Annotated in this window: 4 protein-coding genes; all 4 read left to right on the top strand. The window is 70.3% G+C overall.

What is annotated here, in order from left to right; genetic code table 11:
• The first annotated feature begins 51 nt into the window (after positions 1-51).
• The 4 genes from BJ998_RS37355 to BJ998_RS37370 are packed head-to-tail and all read left to right on the top strand — an operon-like array spanning position 52 to position 4,977.
• Positions 52-2,790, top strand: a complete 2,739-nt coding sequence (locus BJ998_RS37355) for a hypothetical protein (RefSeq protein ID WP_184867992.1) — start codon at positions 52-54, stop codon at positions 2,788-2,790.
• Positions 2,791-2,793: 3 nt separating this feature from the next.
• Positions 2,794-4,215, top strand: coding sequence for a hypothetical protein (locus tag BJ998_RS37360; protein WP_184867993.1), 1,422 nt, complete (start codon positions 2,794-2,796; stop codon positions 4,213-4,215).
• Complete coding sequence (locus tag BJ998_RS37365; protein WP_184867994.1) at positions 4,212-4,676, top strand: YbaB/EbfC family nucleoid-associated protein; 465 nt, start codon at positions 4,212-4,214, stop codon at positions 4,674-4,676. Before BJ998_RS37360 ends, BJ998_RS37365 begins: the two co-directional genes overlap by 4 nt.
• Before the next feature lies 1 nt (position 4,677).
• Positions 4,678-4,977 (top strand): hypothetical protein, encoded by a 300-nt coding sequence (locus BJ998_RS37370; RefSeq protein ID WP_184867995.1) that lies wholly within the window; start codon positions 4,678-4,680, stop codon positions 4,975-4,977.
• Positions 4,978-5,019: the final 42 nt, after the last annotated feature.

Here is a 5,019-nt window from a genome sequence, read left to right on the forward strand (position 1 = left end):
ACGCTGCGAGGACGATTCCGCATGACAGTCCCCGGTTCCACCCCAGACTTCGTGTTCGCCACGGAGACTGCGGTCGAGGGCGACTTCGACCAGAACTTCTCCGGTTGGAACCAGACACTGTCCGCGCCGGCCAACAAGAGCGTCGACGGCATCTCGTCGGTCGCCGAGTTCGAGCAGCTGGCCGGCGCCGCTCTCGACGAGGAGACGCCCGCGCGTTTCCGGCAGCTCGCCTCGGCCTACCAGGGCGCGGTCGACAAGCTGCGGCAGTTCCAGGACGGTTTCGCCGGCGCGGTGAAGAATCTGGACCGGGAGTTCCAGGGCGCGGCCGGGCGGCAGTTCCAGGACTTCGCGCAGAACCAGATCCTGCGACGCAGCCAGGCGGTGACCGACGTCCTGTCGGCCTACCCGGGAGCGCTGAACGGCATCGCCGACGCCACGGAGACGTTCCAGGTTCACGTGTCCCAGGCGATGTTCGCGGCCGTGATGCGGATCAACATCAAGGAGCAGTTGGTCGACAAGTACATCACCGCGATGGCCTCGGCCGGTCAGAAGGTCGACGGTGCGAAGGTCATGCAGGATGAGATCAAGAAGGACGTCGACAACGTCCTGCTGCCCCAGCTGCGCGCGTCCCTGTCCAACCTTTCCGCCGCCTACACCAGCGGTGGGCACAGCATGGCGGCTTTCGACGCGCGGCCGATGCAGCCGCCGGCGGGTGCGAACAGCTCCGGTGGCCGGAAGGGCGGCGGCAGTCAGCAAGGTGGCAGTCAGCAGGGCGGCGGCAGCCAGCAGGGCGGCAGTCAGCAGGGCGACGGCAACCAACAGGGCGGCAGTCAGCAGGGTGGTGGCAGCCAGCAGGGAGACGGCAGCCGGCAGGGTGGCGATGGGGCGCTGACGCCCGCGCAGCGCCAGGCCATCCGGCAGAAGACCATCGACGATGCGGAGAAGGCGTCGGACAAGGCGATCGACGACCAGATCGCGCAGACGCTGCCCGCGAGCAGTTCGCCGCAGGCGGCGGCCCGCCGTCAGGCGCTCGAGGACGCCAAGCGCGCGATCGACCAGCGCCTCGAGAAGCTCGCGAAGGAGGACCCTACCGGCGACGGCAAGGCCACGACCGCGGCGGACGTCCGGCAACAGGCCCTGGAGCAGGCGAAGCAGGCGTCCGAACAGGCCGTGGACGGGCTCGAACAGCAGAGCGCGCACGACGGCAAGGGCGTTTCGCAGGACACCGGCGAGCAAACCGGCTCGCACGGCGGCACCTCTGCCGACACGGCGGCGACCGGCGCCTACGGATACGGCGGGTCGAGCGTCAGCAGCACCAAGGGTGCCAAGGACAAGAGCAGCAAGGACGGCGGTACCGGCCCCAAGGGCAGCTCCTCGGCGGATGCCGAGCGGCAGCAGGCGCTCGCGCAAGCGAAGAAGGTTTCCGACGACGCCATCGACAACCTGAAGAAGACCAGCACCGGCGATCCCGAGACCGACGCCATCCGGAACGAGGCGTACGACGACGCCAAGGAGACCTCCGACAAGGCGATCGACGACGTTGCCAAGACGGCGGCAGCCGCCAGCGGCGCGTCCGACCCCGAGTCGATCCGCAAGCAGGCCCTCGAACAGGCGAAGAAGGCCAGTGGTGATGCCATCACCAAGCAGATCGACGGCGGTGATGACAAGAAGGCGAACACAGACGGCGACGCGGCCAAGGAGAAGGCCGCGGCCGAGCAGAAGGCCAATCAGTCCAAGCAGCAACTCGCTGCCCTGGACGGTGGTGGCGGCGGTGGCGGCTCCCACGGCGGCGGCTCCACTGGTGATGACGGTGCTGCCGCCCGGCAATCCGCCGCGGAGAAGGCCGCGGCCGCGCGGACGGCCGATCAGAGCAAGGCGCAGCTCGCTGCCCTGGGCGGTGGCGGCGGCGGTGGTGCCGGTGGCGGCGGTGCCGGCGGTGGTGCCGGCGGTGGTGGTGATGCTGGCGGTGGCGGCGGTGCCGGTGGTGGCGGCGGCGACAGCAGCGGTGCCGGCGGTGATGGCGGTTCGTCCAGTGCGGACGCGCGCCAGTCTGCCGCGCAGCAAGCCGCCGCGGAGAAGGCCGCGGCCGCGCGGACGGCCGATCAGAGCAAGGCGCAGCTCGCTGCCCTGGGCGACGGTGGCGGAGGCGACGGTGGCGGAGGCGGCGCTGGCGGAGGCGGCGCTGGCGGAGGTGGTGGCGACAGCGGCGGATTCCACGCTGGCAGCAAGGTCAGCGTGCCCAAGAGCCCTGGCCTGTCTTCCCAAGAACTGGCGAACGAGTTGGCCGGCACGCGACAGGTCGCCGGCGCGGGAATCGACGGGCTGTCATCGCTCGGCAGCCTGTCGGGAACCGTTCCCTCCTACCAGAGTCCGGTGCCCGGCACCACGTCGCCCGAGGACTTCACGGGCGCCCCGCCGGATCTCGGCAAGACGTCCCTGTCGAGCTTTCTCGGTGGCGGTGGTGGCGGCGTCGGGGGTTCGGGGCTCGGCGGAGTCAAGGGCACCGGCGTCCCCGTGTCCCCCGAGGCGCCGGCGGCGCAGGCGCGCCAGCAGGGCTTCGAGCTGCCGGGCAGCGGTGGCGTGCCCACGTCGTCGGTTCCGCCCCGGTCGGTCGGCGGTCCCGGTGAGGAAGGCGTGCCGCCGATGATGCCGCCCGGCGCCGGTGCTGGCATGGGCGGCGGCATGGGGCAGAAACGTGAGCGGGAGCGCACGACCTGGCTGCAGGGTGAGCAAAAGGACTGGTCCGAAGACGAGACCGGCGTGTCGTCTTCAACGCTCGGACGGAGCTGATCGATGACAACCCCAGACGGAACCCAGCCCAGTTTCGACGAGGTCCTCGATCAGGTCATGGCCGCGGACCCGGACACCTTCTACCAGAAGGCGCGGGCGTTCGAGAACGTCGTGACGGTTCTGCAGGACGCCAGGGCGTTCCTGGCCAAGCAGCATCGGATGCTCGAGGAGCTGTGGACCACGCCGGACCCGGGCCGCTTCAACCGGCTGGAGCAGGTGATACGGCACCTCGAGACGCTGTTGAGCCGGTACCGGTACCCCAACTACGTCCAGGTGTTGCGGCGGATCGGCGACGTCATCCGGGACAGCCAGCAACGCCTGCTGTCCATGAAGGACGATCACGGCGACCACGCCGCCCGGGCCGACCGGGACAAGCGGGCCCGCAAGATTCTCGCCGACCTGTCCAGTTCGTACCGTCAGCTCGGCGAATCCCTGCAGGAGCTGCCGGAGCGGACCGCCGACGGCGATATCCTGCCGGCTTCGTTCACCCAGGGCACCACCGGGGCGTACGCGCCTGCGCCGCGCGTCGGCGTCGGCCGCGTCCTCGGAACGGCCGGCACGAAGGCACATGGAGGAACGCGGGCCTTCGGTGCAGCGCAGACACAGCCCGAGCTGACGGGTGGCGCCGCTCTGTCGAACACACCGGCTCCGTTTGCTCGCTTCGCCCACTACGCCACGCGTCCGGCCCCGCCGGGCCACGGCCGGACGGAACCTTCGTTCACCGGCTTCGCCGGCATGGCGGACCCGGGTCCCCAAGCCGCACCCTTCGTGCTCACGCAGCCGGGCGTCGGTTCGTCTCGATCGCCGCGCGATGTGGCGCAGGGCAAGGGCAACGTGCCGGCGGCGGATACCTCGGCGGGGCTCGGCCAGCGGGATCAGCTCGTGACGTTGCCAGCGAAGCTCGAGTCGATCCCGGGCGTAGGCGTGTCCGCCAAGGACGTTCCGGTCACGACCGCCGGCCCCGCGCCGGCTTCGGGCGTGGCGGCGCCCCCGGGACCCGCCCCCGCCGCCCCACAGGTCTCGCTGACCGGCAGCACCGCACGCGTGGCTGCCCCGGCCCCGGCCACCCCGGCGGCGTCCGACGTGCCCGTCGCGCCGCCGCCACCACCGGGACCGCCGGCCGCGGCCGTTGCCACCAACGCCTCGGCCGCGCCGCTGGCCATGTCCGCGGGCTCGAGCCTCACCTCGGGCTCCGCCATGCCGGGCAGCATGATGCGAGCCGGCCTCACTCCGGTCCCCATGGCGAACGTCGTCGGCGCCGCCTCCGTCCCGCGTGGGGCGGAGGTCTGGTTGCGGGCCGACGCCTCGAACTGGAACCCGGGGACAGGGGCACAGGCCCCGCTCGGCCGCGAGCACCTCGCCGGCCATCACCTCACCGCGGACGAGCGGGCGTGCGGTGCCGTGCAAAGAAAGGAAGCGCAATGACGGAGTGGAACCTCGCGAACTTCAGGTCGCTCGACGAGGCCAACGAGGCCGCCCTGGCGGCACTGGAGCGCGAGCAGACCAAGCTTGCCGAGCTGACCAAGGTGATCGAGGAGGAGAACGTCACCGTGCGGTCCAAGGACCGTTCGTTGAGCATGACCTTCGACGGCCGAGGCGAGCTCACCAACATCAGCTTCAACGGCGTCAAGTACCGCTCGATGGCCCCGGCCGAACTGGCGCACCTGCTGGTCGAGACGATCCGGTCCGGCCGCGCGCAGTGCGTGCGGAAGATGGCCGACGTCATGGGCGAGTCGATCGTCCCCGGCATCGACTTCACCGAGCTCGCCACCGGAAAGGTGAATCCCATGGACGTGTTCGAGAAGCTCATCTCGCCGTTCGTGGGTGACGACTTCGGCAGCGGTGTCGTCGGCCGTGCCACCAGGGAACCGCAGGGAGGAAAGTGACATGGGCGGCAAGCCGACCAGGATCGATGTCGACAGCGCGCGGCAGCAGAACTCGCGCCTTCGCGACACGGCGATCAGGTTCCATCAGTCGTACCTGAAGATGAACGCGTCCGCCGAGCAGTACGACGGCTGTTGGGGTGGCGACAAGTTCGGAACGGCCTTCGCCAAGAACTACAAGCCAGCCTCGGACAGCCTGCTGAAGTCGGACGGCAGCGAAGGCCTCAGCGGCACGGCCGACGTGATCGACGAGGGCATCGTCTACATGGAGGACACCGACCAGAACAACGCCAACTCGCTCTGATCGACGCCCGTCGCGGCCCTCCGGTGAGATAGGTGATCGCCC

It is taken from the genome of Kutzneria kofuensis (assembly GCF_014203355.1).
Lineage (GTDB): Bacteria > Actinomycetota > Actinomycetes > Mycobacteriales > Pseudonocardiaceae > Kutzneria > Kutzneria kofuensis.